This window comes from Mycobacterium sp. (assembly GCF_036488105.1).
Classification (GTDB): domain Bacteria; phylum Actinomycetota; class Actinomycetes; order Mycobacteriales; family Mycobacteriaceae; genus Mycobacterium.
Genome location: NZ_DASXHW010000117.1, coordinates 1 through 19,181, shown reverse-complemented (window position 1 = coordinate 19,181; position 19,181 = coordinate 1). Strand labels below are relative to the sequence as shown.

General features: G+C 67.0%; 18 protein-coding genes, 1 tRNA gene and 1 pseudogene. 10 read left to right on the top strand and 10 right to left on the bottom strand.

Features of this window, described 5'->3' with window-relative positions; all coding sequences use genetic code 11:
* The 3 genes from VGH54_RS06375 to VGH54_RS06365 all read left to right on the top strand — a co-directional run.
* Positions 1-1,422, top strand: a 1,422-nt coding sequence (locus VGH54_RS06375; RefSeq protein WP_331511093.1) for an APC family permease, incomplete at its 5' end; no start/stop codon positions are given.
* Positions 1,423-1,624: 202 nt separating this feature from the next.
* Positions 1,625-3,205, top strand: coding sequence for an HNH endonuclease signature motif containing protein (locus VGH54_RS06370; protein WP_331511096.1), 1,581 nt, complete (start codon positions 1,625-1,627; stop codon positions 3,203-3,205).
* A gap of 19 nt (positions 3,206-3,224) precedes the next feature.
* Positions 3,225-3,947 (top strand): SIMPL domain-containing protein, encoded by a 723-nt coding sequence (locus tag VGH54_RS06365; RefSeq protein WP_414688655.1) that lies wholly within the window; start codon positions 3,225-3,227, stop codon positions 3,945-3,947.
* On the opposite strand, the gene hpt is transcribed toward VGH54_RS06365, so the two are convergent.
* Genes hpt through dacB form a run of 4 tightly spaced genes read right to left on the bottom strand, consistent with a single transcriptional unit; the run spans position 3,944 to position 7,941 of the window.
* Positions 3,944-4,546, bottom strand: coding sequence for a hypoxanthine phosphoribosyltransferase (gene hpt / locus VGH54_RS06360; RefSeq protein WP_331511091.1), 603 nt, complete (start codon positions 4,544-4,546; stop codon positions 3,944-3,946). The two genes, VGH54_RS06365 and hpt, sit on opposite strands and share 4 nt — an antisense overlap.
* Positions 4,547-4,571: 25 nt before the next feature.
* Positions 4,572-5,534 (bottom strand): tRNA lysidine(34) synthetase TilS, encoded by a 963-nt coding sequence (gene tilS, locus VGH54_RS06355; RefSeq protein WP_331511090.1) that lies wholly within the window; start codon positions 5,532-5,534, stop codon positions 4,572-4,574.
* Positions 5,513-6,556, bottom strand: coding sequence for a zinc-dependent metalloprotease (locus tag VGH54_RS06350; protein WP_331511095.1), 1,044 nt, complete (start codon positions 6,554-6,556; stop codon positions 5,513-5,515). The genes tilS and VGH54_RS06350 overlap by 22 nt, the downstream gene beginning before the upstream one ends.
* A complete protein-coding gene (gene dacB / locus VGH54_RS06345) occupies positions 6,553-7,941 on the bottom strand; it encodes a D-alanyl-D-alanine carboxypeptidase/D-alanyl-D-alanine endopeptidase (RefSeq protein ID WP_331511089.1) in 1,389 nt (462 codons plus the stop codon). Before dacB ends, VGH54_RS06350 begins: the two co-directional genes overlap by 4 nt.
* Positions 7,942-8,053: 112 nt before the next feature.
* Here dacB and VGH54_RS06340 point away from each other — a divergent pair, with 112 nt between their 5' ends.
* Both VGH54_RS06340 and VGH54_RS06335 read left to right on the top strand, forming a co-directional pair.
* The gene (locus VGH54_RS06340) at positions 8,054-8,542 is read left to right on the top strand and encodes an inorganic diphosphatase (RefSeq protein ID WP_331511088.1); all 489 of its coding nucleotides are present in this window, start codon (positions 8,054-8,056) and stop codon (positions 8,540-8,542) included.
* Between the two features lie 70 nt (positions 8,543-8,612).
* Entirely contained in the window at positions 8,613-9,302 is a 690-nt protein-coding gene (locus VGH54_RS06335; protein ID WP_331511087.1) for a hypothetical protein, read from the top strand.
* Here the strand turns inward: VGH54_RS06335 and VGH54_RS06330 are convergent.
* Entirely contained in the window at positions 9,299-10,267 is a 969-nt protein-coding gene (locus VGH54_RS06330; RefSeq protein ID WP_331511086.1) for a TerC/Alx family metal homeostasis membrane protein, read from the bottom strand. The two genes, VGH54_RS06335 and VGH54_RS06330, sit on opposite strands and share 4 nt — an antisense overlap.
* A gap of 194 nt (positions 10,268-10,461) precedes the next feature.
* Between VGH54_RS06330 and VGH54_RS06325 the strand changes: the two genes are divergently transcribed.
* From VGH54_RS06325 to VGH54_RS06315, 3 genes are read left to right on the top strand one after another with little or no spacing between them, the layout of a single operon-like run.
* Positions 10,462-11,721: a hypothetical protein gene (locus tag VGH54_RS06325; protein ID WP_331511085.1), complete on the top strand. Its 1,260-nt coding sequence runs from the start codon at positions 10,462-10,464 to the stop codon at positions 11,719-11,721.
* A 34-nt stretch (positions 11,722-11,755) separates the two neighbouring features.
* Positions 11,756-12,448 (top strand): glycosyltransferase family 2 protein, encoded by a 693-nt coding sequence (locus VGH54_RS06320; RefSeq protein WP_331511084.1) that lies wholly within the window; start codon positions 11,756-11,758, stop codon positions 12,446-12,448.
* Positions 12,445-12,780, top strand: coding sequence for a DUF2304 domain-containing protein (locus tag VGH54_RS06315; RefSeq protein ID WP_331511083.1), 336 nt, complete (start codon positions 12,445-12,447; stop codon positions 12,778-12,780). The genes VGH54_RS06320 and VGH54_RS06315 overlap by 4 nt, the downstream gene beginning before the upstream one ends.
* On the opposite strand, the gene VGH54_RS06310 is transcribed toward VGH54_RS06315, so the two are convergent.
* The 3 genes from VGH54_RS06310 to VGH54_RS06300 form a co-directional block, all read right to left on the bottom strand.
* Complete coding sequence (locus VGH54_RS06310) at positions 12,781-13,902, bottom strand: YeiH family protein (protein WP_331511082.1); 1,122 nt, start codon at positions 13,900-13,902, stop codon at positions 12,781-12,783.
* Positions 13,903-13,906: 4 nt separating this feature from the next.
* Positions 13,907-14,062: a hypothetical protein gene (locus tag VGH54_RS06305; protein WP_331511081.1), complete on the bottom strand. Its 156-nt coding sequence runs from the start codon at positions 14,060-14,062 to the stop codon at positions 13,907-13,909.
* A 98-nt stretch (positions 14,063-14,160) separates the two neighbouring features.
* Positions 14,161-15,111: a GDP-mannose 4,6-dehydratase gene (locus tag VGH54_RS06300; protein ID WP_331511080.1), complete on the bottom strand. Its 951-nt coding sequence runs from the start codon at positions 15,109-15,111 to the stop codon at positions 14,161-14,163.
* On the opposite strand from VGH54_RS06300, the gene VGH54_RS06295 reads away from it, so the two are divergent.
* Positions 15,077-16,906, top strand: coding sequence for a hypothetical protein (locus tag VGH54_RS06295; RefSeq protein ID WP_331511079.1), 1,830 nt, complete (start codon positions 15,077-15,079; stop codon positions 16,904-16,906). The two genes, VGH54_RS06300 and VGH54_RS06295, sit on opposite strands and share 35 nt — an antisense overlap.
* A gap of 13 nt (positions 16,907-16,919) precedes the next feature.
* Here VGH54_RS06295 and VGH54_RS06290 read toward each other — a convergent pair.
* Both VGH54_RS06290 and VGH54_RS06285 read right to left on the bottom strand, forming a co-directional pair.
* Positions 16,920-16,995 (bottom strand) — tRNA-Thr (locus tag VGH54_RS06290).
* A 52-nt stretch (positions 16,996-17,047) separates the two neighbouring features.
* A complete protein-coding gene (locus VGH54_RS06285; protein WP_331511078.1) occupies positions 17,048-18,244 on the bottom strand; it encodes a DNA polymerase III subunit delta' in 1,197 nt (398 codons plus the stop codon).
* A gap of 110 nt (positions 18,245-18,354) precedes the next feature.
* Between VGH54_RS06285 and VGH54_RS06280 the strand changes: the two are divergent.
* Positions 18,355-19,181 (top strand): annotated as a pseudogene (locus tag VGH54_RS06280) (adenylate/guanylate cyclase domain-containing protein); the annotation flags it as partial.

Below are 19,181 nucleotides of genomic sequence, written 5' to 3'. Positions count from 1 at the left end.
CGGCGCCGCCCGGTGAGCGGGGCCCCGGTCGCCGACGGCGCCTCAGACCAGTTGCAACGCAGCCTTGGCGTTTTCCTGCTGACGATGTTCGGTGTCGGCGAAACCGTCGGTTCCGGGATCTTCATCGTGCTCTCGCAGTCGGTGCCGCAAGCCGGGCCGGCGGTGGTCATCTCGTTCCTCATTGCCGGCGCCGCGGCGGGTCTGGCCGCGATCTGTTACGCCGAACTGGCCTCGGCGGTACCGGTTTCCGGATCGGCCTACTCCTATGCCTACGCCACCCTCGGAGAGTTCGCGGCAGTGGGAGTCGCGGCCTGCTTGCTGCTCGAATACGGCGTGTCCACCGCCGCGGTGGCCGTCGGCTGGAGCCAGTATCTCAACAAGTTCCTTGACAATGTCTTCGGTTTTGTTCTGCCACATGCTATTTCAGCGGCGCCTTGGGACCCAGAACCCGGCGTCCTGAACCTGCCGGCGATTGCGCTGGTCGCGATGTGCGCGCTGCTGTTGATCCGCGGTGCAAGCGAATCCGCCAAGGCGAATGCCGTGATGGTGGTGATCAAGCTCAGCGTGCTGGTGTTGTTCTCGGCGATCGCGTTCACCGCGTTCAACGCCGGCAACTTCAAAGACCTGGCGCCTTTCGGCCTATCCGGCATCAGCCTGGCGTCAGGCACGATCTTCTTCGCCTACATCGGTCTCGATGCGGTCTCCACCGCGGGCGACGAGGTGAAAGACCCGCAACACACCATGCCGCGCGCGATCATCGCCGCCCTGCTGATCGTCACGGCAATCCACCTGCTCGTCTCGGTCGCCGCCATCGGTGCACAACGATGGCAGGACTTCAAGGGCGAAGAAGCGGTGCTGGCGGTGATCTTGGACCACATCACCGGCAATACTGCCGGCAGCACCATTGTGGCCGCGGGAGCGGTGATTTCGATATTCTCCGTGACGCTGGTTACGTTGTACGGCCAGACCCGGATCCTGTTCACGATGGGCCGCGACGGGCTGCTGCCGGCGACGTTCGCGAAGGTGAATCCGCGCACGATGACGCCCGTGCAGAACACCGTGATCGTGGCGCTCACAGTGGCGGTGCTGGCCGCGGTCGTGCCGTTGGACCGGCTGGCCGAAATCGTGTCGATCGGCACGCTGACGGCGTTCATCGTGGTGTCAGCAGGAGTGATCATCCTGCGGATTCAGGAGCCGGATCTGTCGCGCGGCTTCAAGGTCCCGGGTTATCCGGTGACCCCGGTCCTGTCGATCGCGGCCTGCGCCTACATCCTGTTCAGCCTGCATTGGTACACCTGGATCGCGTTCAGCGGATGGTTGGCGGTCGCGCTGACTTACTACCTGATGTGGGGTCGTCGGCACAGCGCCCTCAACGGCGACGCCAACTCGGTGCCCGCGCCGATCGCCGACGATGTCACGTAATTCCGCGATCGGCCCTTGACCGTGGCGCTGCGTCATGCCGCTGGTAAACGAACCGTGCGCTCAACCTTCAGCTCTCGCCGCAGCTATCCACAACTTGCGAGCCTGCCAAGCGCACGAGTCGGTGGAAAGTACTATACTCGAACATATGTTCGATCCAGGACTGGCTCTGCTGACTGCCGCGGGAGTCGACGACCCAGCGGCGATGGCCGAGCTGACGCCAACCGCCCTGGTAGCCGCGGTGGAGTCATCGTATCGGATGGAGTCGATGCTGGTAGCTCGTCGGCTGGCCGCTGTGGCAGGGCTGCTGCGCCATCGTGTCGCAGCCGCCGAACAGGCCGAGCGTGAGCACGGCTATGCGGTAATCGACTGGTTCGAACAGACCGCCGCAGAGGTAGCCGCGGCGATGAATTTGTCCCCGATGGCGGCGAGCTATTTGGTCTCCCACGCTGAGGCGCTGGATGTTCGCCTGCCCAAGGTGGCGGCGCTACTGGCCGAGGGCCGAACCGATTGGCGCACCGTGCGGCTGATCATCAGCCGCACGGACCTGGTGAGCGACGACGGGCTAATGGCCAAGTTGGACGACTCATTGGCCGCGCGCATCGCCAATTGGCATAGCTGGTCAAAGCAGCGCATCGTCAACGCGGTCGATGCAGCGGTACGGGTGGCCGATCCCGACGCTGCCCGTGAGCGCCGCATCGCTGCGGAAGGGGACCGCTACATCGGGATTACCGCGCAGGACAACGGGATGGCCGAGGTGTACGGGACTGTCGCCGCCGCGGCAGCGACGGCGTTCGACCGGCGGCTCTCGCAGCTGGCCAAGCAGGTGTGCGCGGCAGATCCGCGGACATTGGATCAGCGCCGCGCCGACGCGCTCGCCGCGTTGACCGAGGGCCGCCGTTTGGTGTGTGCCTGCGGACAACCACAGTGCGCCAACAGAGTTGACATCACTGAGTCTGATCGCGATCCGGCCGGGACGCAGGTGATCGTCACCGTGGTAGCCAGCGAGCAGACCGTCACAGGCGAAAGCGACCTGCCCGGTTATCTGGCGGGCTACGGGGTCATCGATGCCGAGCAGGTGCGCGAGTTGGCCGCGGCAGCATCGCTCCGGCTGGCCGATCCGCAAACCAGCGCTGCGGCAGCGCTGCATTATCAGCCCTCGGCGGCGCTCGAACGTGCCATCCGGTGCCGGGATTTGACGTGCCGATTTCCGGGCTGCAGCCGCCCGGCGACCCATACCGACATCGATCACACCATTCCGTTCAACCACGAGAACCCGGCAGCCGGCGGGCTGACGGTGGCTAGCAATCTCAAATGCCTTTGCCGGCAACATCATCGACTGAAGACCTTCGGTAAATGGAAGGACAAGCAGCTGGCAGATGGCATAGTAATCTGGACATCACCCACCGGTCAGACGTATCGCACTGAACCCGCCGGAGCCGACCTGTTCCCGCAGCGACGCGCGGCCTGCGCGGCGCCGCCCCTGAACAGACGAAGTAGAGCCAAACACCGAAGCGCTCGAATAGCACAGGCACGCAACCATAATCGTGAGCAGCGACCCATCAATGAAGCCCGCCGAAGGCTCGACGAGGCGCGCAAAGAGGAAATTGCGGATCGCAAGTTTCGAAATCACATGCGCGACATGCTGTTCCTGATCAAAGACAAACCCAGTACCAGCCCTTTTTGCGCCTGGGTGAACGAACCGCGAGAACCCGAAGAATTGCCACCAGATTGGACACCAGCGAGTCCCGAACTTGAACCCCTGCCCGACGATCCACCCTTCTGAGAACGGCTAGGGTGCCATCATGCCTGTCCTGAGAAGTGTCAGACTGCCATTGCGTATGGCGTTCGTATTGGGACTCACGCTCGTCGTCGTGTCGGCCTGCGACCATAGCCCGGAAGGGGCCGGCGACAATCCGCGCCAGGTGACCGTCGTCGGCTCCGGCCATGTACAAGGCGTCCCGGACACGCTCACCGCGGATGTCGGCATCGAGTTCACCGCCCGCGACGTCACCGGGGCGATGGATCAGACAAATAGCCGCCAGCAGGCGGTCATCGATGCGTTGGCCAACGCCGGCGTCGACCGCAAGGACATCAGCACCACCGATGTGAGCCTGCAACCGCAATACGACAATGCCGGCGGCGCCATCACCGGGTATCGGGCCGCCAACTCGATCCGGGTCAAGATCCATCCCGCCGGCAACGCGTCGCGCCTGCTGGCCGTCATCGTCGGAACCGGCGGTGACGCGACCCGGATCAACTCGGTCAGCTACTCCATCGCCGATGATTCACAGCTGGTCAAAGACGCGCGGGCACACGCATTTCAGGACGCCAAAGACCGGGCCGCGCAATACGCGCAGCTGTCCGGGCTCGGACTGGGCAAGATCCTGTCGGTATCAGAAGCCGCCGGCGGCGCATCCCCGACGGGAATTCCAGCGCCACGAAGCGGCATGCAGGCGAGTGTTCCGCTGGAGCCGGGTCAGCAGACGGTGAGCTTCTCGGTCACCGCGGTGTGGGAATTGCGTTAGTCCTGGTAGACCCTCGGGTCCAGAGTTCCGATGTACGGCAGGTCGCGGTAGCGCTCGTCGTAATCCAGGCCGTAGCCGACCACGAACTCGTTGGGGATGTCGAAACCCACGTAGGCGATGTCGGCGTTGGCCCGCCGTGCGTCGGGCTTGCGCAAAAGCGTGCACACCCGCAGCGAGTGCGGATGCCGGGTGTTCAGGTTGCGCAGCAACCAGGACAGGGTCAGCCCGGAGTCGACCACATCCTCGACGATCAGCACATCCCGGTCGTTGATGTCGCGGTCGAGATCTTTGAGGATCCGCACCACACCCGACGAGGACGTCGACGATCCATAGGAGCTGACCGCCATGAACTCGAACTGGGTCGGCAGCGGGATCGCGCGGGCCAGGTCAGTGACGAACATGACGGCGCCTTTGAGCACGGTGATCAGCAGCAGGTCGCGATCATCGGTGGCGCCCCGCTCGCGGTAGTCCGCGCCGATCTGCGCTCCAAGCTCGGCGATGCGGTTTTGGATCTGCTCTTCGCCTAGTAGGACCGACTTGATGTCCCCCGGGTAGAGCTCCGGCGATTCCGCTGCCACGAGCACAGCGTGCCACGTCATCGGGCTGGAAACCAACGCTGGTTGTTTAGACCGGTTCCTGGTGCAACGTCAAGACCCCGCCGCTGCGACCGGCGACCAGTCGCTGTTTGCGCAATGCGGAGCCGACGGCCACCCCGCCCTGGCCGCGCCAGGCGGTGACCAGCGTGTCCACCCCGCGAATCTGCTTGTCGGTCAATCCGATCGCGCCGCTGGCGAGCAGCCAGCTGCGGATGGCACCGCGGCGAACCGGGTCGGGCAGCGCAGTCAACGCCTCGGTGTCGAGCCCGTTGGGGGTTACCGCGACGGACATCGCCTGCGCGATCAGCAAATCGATCAGCTCGGTGTCCCCGCGCAATGCGGTCGCCGTGCGAGCCAGCGCCTCGGCCACGCCGCCGCCCAGCACCTCTTCCATCAGCGGCAGCACCTCGAGACGCAGCCTGCTGCGAGTGAAGCGGCGGTCGGTGTTGTGCGGGTCGTGCCAGACGTTCAGGCCCAGCTCTGCGCAGACGGCATGCGTCACCTCGCGCCGAACACCCAGCAACGGCCGGCACCAGGGCGGGTCGTAGGGGCGCATGCCGGCAATCGACCGGGCACCCGAGCCGCGGCCGAGGCCGAGCAACACCGTCTCGGCCTGGTCGTCGAGAGTGTGGGCCAACAGCACGGGCCGGTCGCGACGGGCATCCGCCAACGCAAGGTAGCGGGCGGTGCGGGCCGCGGCCTCCGGGCCACCGTCACCGGCCACCTGCACGGTAAGCACTTGAGCGTCAACGCATCCCAAATACTCAGCCTGTCGCTGCGCGGTTGCGGCCACCGCTGCGGAGCCAGCCTGTAGACCATGGTCGACAATCAGCGCGGTGGTCGGCAGTATCGTCGCAGCGACACCGGTGAGCGCCAACGAATCCGGGCCTCCTGATAACGCCACACACCAGCGATCGGCGGTGTCGAGAACTTCTGTCGCGAACGCCGCCACCACCGCGCGGAGTTCGGCTACAGCACCCGGTCGATCCATCGTTGCGGGTATTCGATCTCAATCGGCCGGGGCAAGGTCTCCGGGCTCGTCCAGACGGCGTTGAACCGTGCCATTCCGACCCGATCCACCACATGGTCGACGAACGCCTTGCCGCGGGTGTACTGGCTCAGTTTGGCGTCGATGCCCAGCAACGCGCGCAGCAGCCGTTGCAGCGGCGGCTGCTTGCGGTTCCGTCGCTCGTCGAAGCGGGACCGGATAGTTGACACCGACGGAACTACAAGGGGCCCAACGGCATCCATCACATGGTCGGCATGGCCCTCCAACAGCGTGCCGAGCACCAACAGCTGATCCAGCGCTTCGCGTTGCGGGTCGGACTGCACGGCGCGCAGCAACCCGAGGATGCCCGTCGAATTCGGGTCGTCTTGAGAGGAGTCGCCACGACCGCGGGCGAAGGCGGCCAGCCGGCTCATCACCTGGGCGACGTCATCGCTGCCTTCCTGGGTCAGCACACCCAACGCTTGCGACATGTGACTCGACAGCCATGGGTTGGCGGTGAACTGCACGCGATGGGTGACCTCGTGCAGGCATACCCACAGCCTGAAATCCGAAGGCTCAAGCCGTAATTGGCGTTCGACCGCGATGACGTTCGGGTAGACCAGCAACAGGGCACCGCCGTCGCTGAACGGGTCGTACTGACCGAGGATGCCCGATGAGACGAATGCCAGCACGGCACCGGTCTGCGCTCCGGTGACCCGTCCGCTGATCACGCCGCGCGGCTTGTCCGTTCCGCCGGTCATCGCCCGCATCGACTCGGCGGCCGCCCGAATCCACCCCGGCCGGTCGATGATCCGGGCCTCGGGCACCGCGCCCTCGGTGTGCAGGCCGGTGACCTCGCGAACCGGCGGTTCAGCCGCCTTGGCGGCGGTGGCCAGGTTTTCGACCACCTGGCGCCGCGTGTAGTCGGTGGACCGCGGGCCTGGGCGGGCCAGCCACTGGCCAACCGTCGCAGCGAATCCCCAGTCGACCGTGCGCCCGACCGTCAAGTCCGCTGCGGCGGTCACGCGACGCACCCGCACGACCATAGGGTCGCGGCCACCGCGTCGATCGCCGTGCGGCCGGACATCCCGGCGTCATTGGAGATCAGCGCGAAGCTCAACACCCGCCCGCTGCGGTCGGTCACCACTCCAGCTAACGCGTTGATCGCGGTCAGCGAGCCGGTTTTGGCACGCAACCAGCCGGCAGGCCCGGAGCCGGCGGGGGTGCCGTCGACGAAGCGATCCGACAGCGTGCCACTGCCTCCGGCGATCGGCAACAAGTCCAGCAAGGTCCGCAATGCCGGCTGGCCGGATCCGGCAGCCGCTTGTACGACCGAGTCGAGGATTTTGGCGGTGAGGCGGTCTTCCACCGACAGGCCGCTGGAGTCGCGCAAGATCGCGCTGCCGGTGTCGATGTGCGCGGTGCTCAGCCGGTTGGTCACCGCGTCGACGGCGCCGGCGAAGCTCAGTGGCCGTTGCATGGATGCGGCCACCTCGCGCGCGATGCACTCGGCCATCACGTTGTCGGAGACGTTCATCATCTCGTTGAGCCGGTCGATCAGCGGGGCCGATTGAACCGCGGCCAGTTGCCGCGCCCCGGAGCCGACGGACTGGCCGGTGACGGTCACCTGCTGCTGGTCGACCCCCAACGCGTTGGCTAACGCGCGTCCCGCGTCCAGAGCCGGCGTGACCGATCGCCGTGACTGGTCGGTCGCCGGCTGGATCCGTCCGGCATCGAGCATCACCGACTCGATCGGCGCGATGTCGCCACCCTCGATGTCGGCCGGGTCCCAGCCGGGCGCAAAGGTCGGGCCGCTGAACAGCGAGGTATCCACCTGCACGGCGGTCGGCGTCACGCCACTGCGACGGACCTGATCGGCCAGATCGCTGAGCCGAGCCGCGCCGTGGTACCAGGTGTCCTGCCCCGGCGCCGCGCCCGACAGCGTCGGGTCGCCGCCGCCCACCAACACGACGGTCCCGGGTTGATCGGCGGCTACCACGCGGGTCGTCACCCGCGCGTTGCGGTCCAGCGCCAGCAGCGCCGCGGCGCTGGTCAAGGTCTTGTTGGTAGACGCCGGCTGCAGGAGCAGGTCGTCGAAATGGCTCCACAATTCCTCGCCGGTGATCGCGTCGGTGACCCGGCCGCCCAGCTTTCCCAGGTTGGGGTCGGCAACCACCGCGGCCAAGGCTGCGGCAAGGCCGGACTTGGTCGGCGTCGCGGCGCTGTCGGCCACCGGGACGACGCCCGGCTTGGCGGTGACGGCCTGCGGTGGTGGCGGCACCTTCGGGCCGCCGACGCCACGGCCGCTGCCGGTAAGCAGCGCAGCCGCAGCCACCAAGGCGGCAACGACCGCCAGCACGCCCGCCCCCACGATCAGGTGCGTAGACGTACGCCACGTGGTGGGACGCATCACTCTCCTGACTTCTATCCGCCTATTGTGCCCAAACCCCCGCGGAGGGACGTGGTGCGGGAGCCCTACGATCGACGCCAAGCGACAATTCTCAGGCGAAGGAGCCGGGCCCGTGCAATTCGATGTGACCGTCGAGATCCCCAAGGGTCAACGCAACAAGTACGAGGTCGACCACGAGACGGGCCGGATTTTTCTGGATCGCTATCTCTATACGTCGATGGTCTACCCCACCGACTATGGCTTCATCGACGACACTCTCGGCGAGGACGGCGATCCGCTGGACGCTTTGGTGCTGCTTCCCCAGTCGGTGTTCCCGGGCGTCGTGGTGAAGGCTCGGCCGGTGGCCATGTTCCAGATGACCGACGAGGCCGGCGGCGACGACAAGGTGCTGTGCGTGCCCGCCAAAGACCATCGGTGGGACCACATCCAGGACATCGGCGACGTCCCGCGGCACGAGCTCGACGAGATCAAGCACTTTTTCTCGCAATACAAGGCGCTGGAGCCGGGCAAGTTCGTGAAGGCCGCCGACTGGGTGGGCCGCGCCGAAGCCGAGGCCGAGGTGCTGCGTTCGATCGAGCGGTTCAAGACCGAAGGTCACTGATCCGCGGCATTCGGCTCTGAGCGAACGCTGTTGGGTCGAAGCCGCGGTGCCGCGGTGGCATCCTGACTAGGTGGGCCCGCTTCATTTCGCTGCGAATTTCTGGTGGCTGATCTTCCCGCTCGGCGGCGCGATCGGCGGAGGCGTGCGAGCGATCGCCGCGGCCAACGAACGCCGGGCTGATCGGCGACTGGAACGGTATCGGCTGAAGCAGCAGGCCAAGATCGCGATCGCCGAAGCGTCCGGGCGCGGGCGAGAAACTGCGGACAGCCAGCGCCGCGAGGTCGTCAAACTCCTTGCCGCGCACGATCGGACCGACGCCCGATGGCTGGACTACGAGGTCGACGTCGCCAGATTGCTCGACTTCCCGCTCATGACCGATATGCGCAATCCGCTGACGGTCGCATTCCACAAGGCCAGGCAGCGGGCCGACCTACTGCGTCCGGAACGCCCCGACGACGCGCTGAGCGATCGCAGCGCGCACCTCGAGTACCGCGACGCCGTGCACGAATACGTCACCGCCTTCGAAATCGCCGAAACCGAAGCGATCCGCCGGCGCCGCAGCGACTTTTCCGAAGACGACCAACAACGGTTGGCGCGAGCCCAGAACCTGCTGCGGCTGGCTCAAGACGAGGCCGCGTCTCCGCAGGAACGGCAGAGTGCCTACGCCCGGGCAGGTCGCGAACTCGAGGGGCTGATCGCGCTACCGGCCGCCGCGCGGGCCGGCATCGAGCGACGCATCGCCGCCCAGATCGAGGCCTAGCCGGTCTCGTTCCCGCGGGTGGCGTAGACGCTGGCGACCGCGGCCACGGCAAGAGTCGCGGCGATCACCGCCAGACTGACCGACGTCGATATCTCCGGGACGTCGATGTTCTTGCCGCCGTTGATGAATGGCAGATTGTTTCCGCGTAACGCGTGCAGGATCAGCTTGACCCCGATGAACAACAAGATGACGCCGAGCCCCTTGGACAAGTAGACGAGCCGCTGCAGCAGCCCCTCGACGATGAAGTACAGCTGCCGCAGGCCCATCAGCGCGAAAACGTTGGCGGCCAACACCAAATAGGGCTCGCTGGTGAGCCCGTAGATCGCGGGGATGGAGTCCAGGGCAAAGATCAGGTCGGCGGCGCCCAGCGCCACGACCACGAGAGCCATCGGGGTCACCGACCGTCGCGATCCATCGTTCACGAAAAGCTTGGCACCGTGCCAGGTTTCGGTGCCGCTCAGATGGTTGCGCGCGAACCGGACCGCCGCATTCTCCGCGTCCGTCTGATGCGTGACGCCACGCGCCAATCGCAGCGCGGTATACACCAGGAACGCGCCGAAAAGGTAGAACACCCAGGAGAATCGGGCAATCGCCGCCGCGCCGAGGGCGATGAAGATACCGCGGAAAATCAGCGCGATCACGATGCCGGCGAACAGGGCCTGCCGCTGATACACCCTCGGTACGGCGAAGCTCGTCATTATTATGACGAAGATGAACAGGTTGTCGACCGACAGGCTGTATTCGGTGATCCACCCGGCGAAGAACTGCACCGCGAACTGCCGGCCGTGGAAGTACCAGGTCCAGATTCCGAAGCACACCGCGAGGCCGCAGTAAGCCGACAATCCGAGCGCGGATCGGCGCATGGTCGGCTCGCCTGCACTGCGGGCCATCACCAGGACGTCGAACAGCAGGACCCCGGTCGTGGCCGCCAGGGTGATGATCCACTCCAGCAGGGAGACGTGCATGGCGATACCTCCGGTCGTTGACAACCAGAGGTCTCTTCCACCGTCGGTACCGACGGCCCGCGGGCCGGTCACCCGATCTGGGCGACGTGATGACGACTGCGCGGCCGAGGAATACTCCCCTCTGCGGTCAGTCTGTCAGGTCGACGTCGTCGCGGCGTGCTCAGCGCGGTAAAGGCTGTGAGTATTTTCAAACCGTGACCGAAGTGGGCGGCACCCCCGGTGTGGGAGCCTTCGCGAGCCCGATCGCGCGCAGCAGCGTCGCCCGCGTGGGTACCGCGACCGCCGTGACCGCGGTGTGCGGCTACGCGGTGGTCTACCTGGCCGCCCGCGATCTGGCGCCGGCCGGCTTCTCGGTGTTCGCGGTCTTCTGGGGAGCATTCGGCCTGGTCACCGGCGCCGCCAACGGCCTGCTGCAAGAGACCACCCGGGAAATCCGCGCGGCCGGCTACGCGGAGATGCTGCCGGGCCGGCGCACCCACCCGCTGCGGGTCGCCGGGATGGTCGGGATCGGCGCCGCCGCCGTGATCGCCGGCAGCGCACCGCTGTGGGGCAGCCGGGTGTTCGCGCAAGCACACTGGCTTTCCGTCGGCCTGCTCAGCGTCGGGCTGGCCGGATTCTGCCTGCACGCCGCGCTGCTGGGCATGCTGGCCGGCACCAACCGCTGGACCCAGTACGGCGCGCTGATGGTCACCGACGCCGTCATCCGGGTGGCGGTCGCAACGGCCACCGTACTGGTCGGCTGGGGCCTGGTCGGGTTCCTGTGGGCCACCGTCGCGGGCGCGCTGGCCTGGCTGATGATGATCGGGGCGTCGCCGGCGACCCGGGCGGCGGCACGACTGCTGACCCCAGGCAGCACCGCGACCTTCCTGCGGGGAGCGGCCCATTCGATCACCGCGGCCGGGGCCAGCGCGATTCTGGTGATGGGCTTTCCGGTGCTGCTGAAGGTGACCTCCAGCGAGCTGGGCGCCCAGGGCGGGGTGGTGATCCTGGCGGTCACCCTGACCCGCGCGCCGTTGCTGGTGCCGCTGACCGCGATGCAGGGCAACCTCATCGCGCACTTCGTCGACGAGCGCACCGCGCGGTTGCGTGCCCTGATCGCACCGGCCGCGGTCATCGGCACGATCGGCGCGGCCGGCGTACTGGCGGCCGGCCTGCTCGGCCCGTGGCTGCTGCGGGTGGCCTTCGGACCGGACTATCACGCGGCGGGTGCGCTGCTGGCCTGGCTGACCGCGGCGGCGGTCACGATCGCGATGCTGACCCTGACCGGCGCCGCGACGGTCGCCGCCGCGCTGCAGCGCTCCTACGCGTTGGGCTGGGTGTGCGCGACAGTGGCGGCGACGCTGTTGCTGTTATTGCCGCTGCCGCTGGAGACCCGGACGGTGGTCGCGTTGCTGTGCGGTCCGCTGGTGGGTATCGGGGTGCACCTGGCGGCGCTTGCGCGTCCGGGCCGTTGATCTGCGGGTACCGCGTGTACGTTGTGGGCTTGAAATGCCCAGTGAATTCCGCGACGTCTGGATCGTCGTCCCCGCCTACAACGAAGCCGGTGTGATCGGCGACGTGATCACCGATCTGCGGTCGGTTTTCGCCAACGTGGTGTGCGTCGACGACGGCAGCCACGACGACACCGGCGACATCGCCCTGCGGGCCGGGGCGCATCTGGTGCGTCACCCAGTGAACCTGGGCCAGGGTGCCGCCATCCAGACCGGCGTCGAGTACGCCCGCCGCCAGCCCGGCGCTCGGCTCTTCGGCACCTTCGACGCTGACGGTCAGCACCGCGTCAAGGACCTCATCACGATGATCGACCGGCTGGGCGCCGGCGACGTCGATGTCGTCATCGGAACGCGATTCGGCCCGGGCGTCAGCAGGCCCCCGCTGCTCAAACGTGTTGTGTTGCAGACCGCGGTGCGGCTGAGCCCGCGCGGCCGCAGGCTAGGGTTGACCGATAGCAACAACGGACTGCGAGTGTTCAACAAGACCGTCGCCGACGGGCTGGACATCACCATGAACGGCATGAGCCACGCCACCGAGTTCATCATGCTGATCGCCGAAAACCGTTGGCGTGTCGCCGAACAACCTGTCGAGGTGCTCTACACCGAATACTCCCAATCCAAGGGCCAACCGCTGCTCAATGGCGTCAACATCATTGTCGACGGATTCCTGCGAGGAAGGATGCCGCGTTGAACTGGATTCAGGGTCTGCTGATCACCTCGATCATCGCGTTGCTGGTTTACCTGCTGCGCTCCCGTCGCAACGCCCAGTCGCGGGCCTGGGTAAAAGTCGGCTATCTGCTCTTCGTGATGGCCGCTGTGTACGCCGTGCTGCGACCCAACGACACCACGGTGGTAGCGCACTGGCTCGGGGTGGACCGCGGCACCGACCTGATGCTGTACGCGCTGATCATCGCGTTCAGCTTCACCACGCTGAGCACCTATTTGCGGTTCAAAGACCTCGAATTGCGTTATGCGCGACTGGCCCGCGCCGTCGCACTCGAGGGCGCGCAAGCGCCGGAATGATCAGCCCGCCCCGACACCCCAATGCAGCCCGCGGGACGTGATCAACACCAACCCGAGCGATACGGCGGCAACGACGACCAATCCGATGACGGCGACCACTAGGGGCCGCCACCCGGTGCGGACAAGTTCGCGGATGTTTGTGTTGAGGCCGACGCCGGCGAACGTCAGCAAGAACGCCCACCGCGACACGTTGGCGACGTTGGTGGTTTGACCCTTGCTGAGCCAGCCGGCGGTCGCAATCGCCGACACCGCAAGGAATCCGAGGACGAACTTGGGGAACTTGTCCCAGATGAACAGGGCGCGGGCACGCAGTCCCGGTGCCACCCGGTCTGCCTCGCCGCGTGCTGCCCAGTACAGCGCGAAACCCAGTACGACGAACCCGATCAGCGCGTTGCGGGTGGACTTCACCAGCACTGCGATCTTCCCGGCTGGCTCGGAGTATAAGTAGCCAGTCGCGGTGGTCTCGGCGGTGTTGTCCACCGAAAGCCCTGCCCACAAACCGAATTCGTGGTCAGTCAGACCGATCGCGTGGCCCAACACGGGTAGCGCGAACAAGGCGACAGCACCCAGCGCGAGGATCGCCGCGATGGCATAGCCGACGTCGGAATTGCGGGCCCGGATAGCGCCTTTGGCGGCGACGATGGCCGATACACCGCAGATGGACGTCCCGATAGCCAGCAGCGATCCGAGCTTGCCGGACAGGCCGAAAAAGTGCGCCGTGGCCAGGATGATCCCTCCGGCCAGCGCCATGTCGACCAAGATCTGCACCAGCGAGATGCCGCCCAGCTTGACCAAATCGCCGAGAACGAAACGTACGCCAAGAGCGACAATCCCGATCTTCAACCAGAATTCATAGGTCTGGACGCCGGCACGGAAGATCCGGCGCAGGCCGACGGTGTTGGTGAGGAGCAGGCCGAAGACGATCGCCCACAACACGTACTCGATGTCCGGCACGCGCCAATGCTGGTGATGTGCAAGCGAATTCCACCAGACTTGGGCATGCTTGCCAAGCAGGCCGATCGCGACCAGCAGCAGGACTCCGGGCACGTACTCCAAGATGTTGCGGCTGGTGAAACTCGCCTCGTCAGCGGGCTCCGCCCGTTCGTCAACGACCGCGCTCACCTGGTCACCACGGAATCTTGGGCAGCAGTCCGGCCACGGCCAGCAGCACGACAATCCCGGCCACGATCGTCGCCCACCAATCAACGCCTATTCGTGCAAGGCGTTCACTTCTCGTTAATCCGCCATTGGTGGGTTCGCCACCGTCATCGCCTGCGGCCACCGCAATCTCCTCAACGCCAACACTTTTGCCGATGCTGACCGCTGCACGCGGTAGCAGGCAAGAGATTGGCTCGCGCTGATCGATACCCGATCGTGGGGCTACGGCTGGCCGGACCGCGCGCGACGGAAGTAGTCCACCGTGCGGGCCACGCCGTCGTCGAGCCGCACCTGTGGGCGCCATCCCAAAACTCGTTCGGCCAAACTGATGTCGAGGCAGGACCGCTTGAGATCGCCCAGCCGCGGCGGGTGGAATTCCGGGTCGTCGGGCGCGCTGACCGCAGCCGCCATCGCTGAATGAAGTTGGCGGTCAGAGGTTTCCACGCCGGTGCCGATGTTGAAGCGCTGCCCGCCGCCGTCTGGACCCGACGCTTTGATGAACGCGTCCACCACGTCGTCGACGAACACATAGTCACGGGTGTTGGAACCGTCGCCGAACACCTTGGTGGGCTTGTCCGATAGCAGCGCCTGCGCGAAGATCGCCACCACGCCGGCCTCGCCGTGCGGATCCTGCCGTGGCCCATAGACATTGGCCGGTGCGATGTGTGAGCACTCCAGACCGTAGAGATGCCGAAACGTGTTGAGGTAGATCTCACCGGCGACCTTGCCCGCGGCATACGGCGACGCCGGGTCGGTGGGCACGGCCTCACTGGTCGGGTAGGTCGGCGGCGTCCCGTAGATCGATCCGCCCGAGGAGGTGTGCACGACCTTACGCACTCCGGTCAGACGCGCGGCTTCGGCAAGGCGCACGGTACCGATCACGTTGACCGACGCGTCGAATTGCGGGTCGGCCACCGAGCGCCGCACATCGATCTGCGCGGCCAGGTGGAACACCACTTCCGGGCGATGCTCGTCGAGGATCGCCGGCAGATCGGCGTTGACGATATCGGCCTCGACGAAAGCGAACTCGGGATTACCGACCAGGTGCTCGAGGTTGGTGGCCCGCCCGGAGGCGTAGTTGTCCAGGCCGACGACGCGATGCCCGTCGCTCAGCAACCGGTCGACTAGCGTCGACCCGATGAACCCGGCAGCCCCGGTGACCAGTGAACGCACCGGCCCACCATACCGACGGGCCGCCGGGCTACCGAAGGTAGCGCTGGCCGCGGCGGTGCTGGTCGCGGTGCAGCTGCTGATCCGCGGGGTGCTGGCGTTTCGCGGCTACTTCTACTGGGACGACCTGATCCTGGTCGGCCGGGCCGGCAGCCATAGCCTGGTGTCGCCGTCGTATCTGTTCGACGACCATGACGGTCACGTGATGCCGGCCGCGTTCCTGGTCGCCGGCGCCATCACCCGGCTGGCGCCACTGAACTGGGTCGGGCCGGCGATCAGCCTGGTGGTGCTGCAACTGCTGGCCTCGCTGGCCTTGTTGCGCGGTCTGTACGTGATTCTGGGCTGGCGGCCGGTGCTGCTCGTACCGCTGACCTTTGCGCTGTTCACTCCGCTGGGCGTGCCAGGGTTCGCCTGGTGGGCGGCGGCCCTGAACTCGCTGCCGATGCTGGCCGCGCTGGCCTGGGTCTGCGCCGACGCGATCCTGTTGGTCCGCACCGGCAATCAGCGGTACGCGGCGACCGGTGTGCTGGCCTACCTCGGTGGGCTGCTGTTCTTCGAAAAGGCCGCGGTGATTCCGTTTGTCGCGTTCGCTGTCACGGCGCTGCTGTGCCACGTGCAGAGCGATCGGTCCGCGATTCCGACGGTGTGGCGGGCCGGCATCCGGCTGTGGACGGCAGCGCTGGCGCTGACCGGCGGCTGGGTCGTGGTGTATCTGGCCGTGGTCAACCAGCATCGCTGGAGTTCAGACCTGACGATGACGTGGGATCTGCTGTGCCGCTCGGTAACTCACGGCATCGTCCCGGGGTTGGCCGGCGGCCCGTGGGTGTGGGGCAGATGGGCGCCGGCCTCGCCGTGGGCGGTTCCTCCGACGACGGTAAAGGCACTCGGCTGGCTGGTACTGGCCGCCGCGCTGGGGATCTCGCTGGCCCGCAAGCAGCGCATCGCGCCGGTGTGGTTGACCGCCGCCGGCTACGTGGTCGCCTGCCAGGTGCCGATCTATCTGATGCGGTCGTCGCGGTTCACCGCGCTCGAACTGGCCCAAACCTTGCGCTATTTCCCGGATCTCGTCGTGGTGCTGGCATTGCTGGCCGCGGTCGGGTTCTGCGCGCCTAATCGCCCGTCGTCGGGCCGGCTCGATGCGTCGGCAGCCCGCACGGTGGCCACGACCGCGGTGGCGGCGTCCTTCGTGGCGAGCAGCTGGTATTCGACGGCAACGTTCCTGACGTCCTGGCGGGACAACCCCGCACAGCCGTATCTGCAGAACGCCCGACGCGATTTAGCTGTCGCACAAGCGAACTCGAGTGCGCCGTTGCTCGACCAGGAGGTTGATCCGCTGGTGCTCGGACGGGTGGCCTGGCCGGATAACCTGGCCAGCCACATGTTCGCGCTGCTGCGCGACCGCGCCGAATTTGCTTCTTCGACAACACAATTGAAGACACTGGACAGCCAGGGCCGGTTGGTCGACGCCCAGGTGACCTGGGTGCGCGCGATGACACCCGGTCCGGTCCCGCAGTGCGGATACCTGGTGCAGCCCGACCGGCCGGTTGAGGTTGGTCTCGACGGCCCACTGCTGCCGACGGACTGGACGGCCGAGATCAACTACCTGGCCAACAGCGACGGGTCGATAACGGTCGCACTGTCGGAGGGGATCGACGCCCGGGTGCACGTACATCCCGGGCTCAACCGGGTTTACGTGCGACTACCAGGCGCGGGCAATGCGATGCGGGTGCGGGCCAACACCGCGGCGCTGAGCGTGTGCATCGCCGCTGGGCCGGTGGGATTCGTGCTGCCCCGCTGACGCGGGGCAAAGGTGGAGCCACCTAGGAGAATCGAACTCCTGACCTGCTCATTACGAGTGAGCCGCTCTACCGACTGAGCTAAGGTGGCGCGCCCTGTCGGGCGGGACGAGTCTACGGCAGGGCCGCTTGCACCCCCAAGTTCAGTCACGCAGCGCCTGGCCGATGGTGGCGACCATGGCGTCGACGGCGAACTTGGGCTTGACGTTGATCGCCAGCGCCTCGCGGCACTCCAGGACAGCTTCGATGCAGCGCAGCAGCCGATCGGCGGAGACGTGGGCGGCCATCGAACCGATCTGCTCGGCCATATCGGGGTGGTTCGGCCGCACGCCACCCGATTTGGCGGCGACCAGCAGCGCGTCACGAAAGTAGGTCGCCAGGTCGATCAGCGCGCGGTCCAACGCATCCCGCGACGCCCGGGTCTGACGCGACTTCTGGCGTCGCTCAAGGTCTTTGATCGCACCGGTGGCACCGCGCAACGCACCGGCGGTGCCCTTGCCGGTGCCGCCGGCGCCCAGCGCGGTGCGCAGCTCCTCGGTCTCGGCTTCGTCGCGCCCTGCGGTCAGCACTGCCGCCTCGGTCTCGGCGGCGCCGACCAGCGCCTCGGCGGCGCCGAACGCCTTCGACCGGGTCGCGGCGTCGCGGGCCAGGCCCAACGCCTGCAGCCGGCGCTCACGCGCCTCCGGATCGGTGGCCAGCCGCCGGGCCCGCCCGACGTGACCGCCGCTGACCGACGCCGCCCAGTTCGCGGTCTCGGCCGAGAGCCCGTCGCTGTCGATCAAGACCCGCGCGATGGCCTCCGGCCGGGGTGTCACCAGCGCGATGTGCCGGCACCGGGACCGCAGCGTGATCGCGATGTCTTCGGGGTCCACCGACGGCGCACACAGCAGGAAGACCGTCCGCGGCGGTGGCTCCTCGACCACCTTCAGCAAGGCATTCGCCGCGCCTTCGGTAAGCCGGTCGGCGTCCTCGACCAGGACAATCTGCCAGCGCCCGGTGCTGGGCCGGCGCGATGCGACCTGGACGATGGCGCGCATGTCGTCGACGCCGATCGACAGCCCCTCCGGGATGACCCGTCGCACGTCGCCGTGGGTACCGGCCATTGTGGTCGTGCAGGACCGGCACTCTCCGCAACCGGGTACGCCGTCGGACGTGCACTGCAGCGCCGCAGCGAAGCACAGCGCGGCCACCGAGCGCCCGGAACCGGGCGGGCCGGTGATCAGCCAGGCGTGCGTCATCGCGGAGCTGTGAGTCGCATCACCGCGGGCGGCCGCGGCGGCGGCCACCAGGTCAGCCTCGACTGACTCCTGGCCAACGAGGCGTGTAAATACCCGAGACATCACCGGCAACAGTAGTGGCCACCGCTGACCGTTCCGCACGTTCGGTGCCCGTAGACTGCCGTTTTGGCTACTTTTTGGTCCCCGCCGACCGATACGGTGGGCAGGTGAGCATGGCCGGGGGACTTCCCAGACGAATCAGTGGATTCGTCCAGTGGTTCGTGCGCACCCCATGGCCGGTGTTCACGCTGAGCCAGCTGCAAGCCGACATCATCGGCGCGCTGTTGGTGCTGGGCTTCCTGCGCTACGGGCTGCCTCCCGAAGACCGCATCGAGCTGCAGGAGCTGCCGGCTGTCAACCTGGCCACCTTCGCAGCGTCGGTCGTCGTGCTGTTCCTGATCGGAACCGCGATCAGCGCGCGCCTGCTGGTGCCGGTGTTCCGGTGGCAGCGCCGCGACAGTCTGCTCGCCGACACCGACCCGGCGGCCACCGAGTTGGCCCGGAGCCGTGCGCTACGAACGCCGTTTCACCGCACGGTGATCAATCTGGCGTCCTGGCTGATCGGCGGTGTGATCTTCATCGTGGCGAGCTGGCCGGTGGCCCATCACGCCGCGCCGGTGGTGGCGGTCGCCGTCGCTCTGGGGGCCACCGCCGTCGCGATCATCGGCTATCTGCAGTCCGAGCGGGTGCTGCGGCCGGTGGCCGTTGCCGCGCTGCGCGGCGGGCTGCCGGAGAACATCCGGGCATCGGGTGTGATCGGACGGCAGACGCTGGCCTGGGCGCTGTCCACCGGGGTGCCGCTGCTGACGATCGTCCTGACCGTGGTGGCCGACAAGGCTGAGTACCTGCACGGGCCGCCGGAGAAGCTGCTCAACCCGATCCTGCTGCTGGCATTGGCGGCGCTGGCTATCGGGCTGGCCAGCACGCTACTGGTGGCCACATCGATCGCCGACCCGCTGCGCCAGCTGCGCTGGGCGCTCGGCGAGGTGCAGCGCGGTAA